This is a genomic window from Streptomyces griseorubiginosus, from assembly GCF_017614965.1.
GTDB classification, from domain to species: Bacteria; Actinomycetota; Actinomycetes; order Streptomycetales; family Streptomycetaceae; genus Streptomyces; species Streptomyces griseorubiginosus_B.
On record NZ_WVUG01000635.1, the window covers coordinates 1 to 1,516 of the forward strand.

At 76.6% G+C, this 1,516-nt stretch carries 1 protein-coding gene; it reads left to right on the plus strand.

The features are described 5' to 3' along the window. On the plus strand, nucleotides 1-972 hold a 972-nt coding region (locus GRC12_RS44375), incomplete at its 5' end, for a hypothetical protein (RefSeq protein WP_208786085.1). Between the last annotated feature and the right edge of the window lie 544 nt (nucleotides 973-1,516).

Sequence of the window (1,516 nt, forward strand, 5' to 3'; positions counted from 1 at the left end):
GTCCAGGCGCCGGCCGCGTTCGTCGACGACCGGCCGTTGGTCCCTGGGCCGCCCCCGGTCCCCCGGGCCGAATCCCCGGTCCCGCCTCAGCCGGAGACTCCGGCCAAGCCTTGGCCGACGGCTCCCGCGCACCCCTCCTCACCGTCCCCGAGGCCCGAGAACCCGGCCAACCCGAAGCCGTCGAGCCCGGACCCCGATCCGGCCCCGCAGCCGACCGGAGCCAGCCCCGAAGCCCGGTCGGGCGGCCCGGCACCGTTGCCCCCGGCCGCCCCCATCACGCTCCCGGGCGCCGGTGACCACATCCTCGGGTCCGCCGAAGACGGCCTTGTCCAGGGTGTCGGCGGGCACGTCCTGCAGCCGGTCGGCGGAGTCGTCGTGGCGGTGACCGACGCACTCGGCGAGGTGACCGCGCAGACCGCGCAGATACCGCCGCTGTCGTCATTGCCGCCGCTGTCGTCGTTGCCGGCGCTGCCGGTCGTCCCGACCCAGCCCGGCGTACCGTCGTTGCCCGGAATCCCCGGCCTGCCCTCGCTCCCCTCGGTGCCCGGACTTCCGACCGGCCCGGGGCAGACGCTGCCGGCGCCGGCTCCGCCGCCGGGTGACGGTGCGGGGCGGTCGGCGACGGGCGCGGGTTCCGCCGACGGCCGTTCCGGAGTGGCGGTGCGCGGGACGACGTACGGGCCGAAACCGGGCCTGGACACCCGTACGGCGCGTGCCTCGGGCCATGGCGGCGGCGGACAGCGGAGCGAGGTCATCGGGTACGTCCCGGTGCACCAGGCTCCGGGCGGTGACCCGACCGGTGAGCTGAGCAGCCGTAACGCCGTCGACAGCGGCACCTCGCGGCACGGCGACGCGTACGCCGTCGCGCTCGACCAGCGGGCGCCGCTGCGGCTTCTGGTCGGCGCCGCGGCCCGCGCCGACGTGGACTCCCCCCGGGACAGGCACCGGGACGTTCCCGTTTCCCCCGCCTAGGTAGCCCCGGGGCGGAACAGGGCGCTCGCCGGTCCGGATCCCCGGAATCTCCGGACGGAGCCCGCCGACCCTCCGGCCCGGCCGCCGGTCCCACTCCCCGGAGCGCGACCGGATCCGGCGCCGGAAATGTCCCGGTGAGGCTCGGCGCGTACGCCCCCTCGACCACCCGACCGGTCACTCCCTGCCGCCATAGCCGCGCTCCCGCCCCCGGCATCCGCAGCATCAGCCCCGGCGTCGCGGGACGCCACGGCATACGACTGCTCCACCACCGGCGTACGCCACGGCATACGACCGGTCCACGCCCGGTCGTGCGCCACGGCGTACGACCCGGCCTACCACCGGCGTCGTAAGACGCCCTCCTCCGGCGCGTGAGCAGCGCGTCGGTCGCTGGCTCCGTGAGGTGCGGGACACGGACGGCCGAAAGCCGTCGGTCCGTCCGGTCGTGGCCGCGCGGAACGGGGCGGGTGGTTCCCATTGGGGTGGGAACCACCGGCCCCAGCCCCCAGGGGTGGCCCATTCGTGCCCCCGCGGGGCTGTTCAGGGG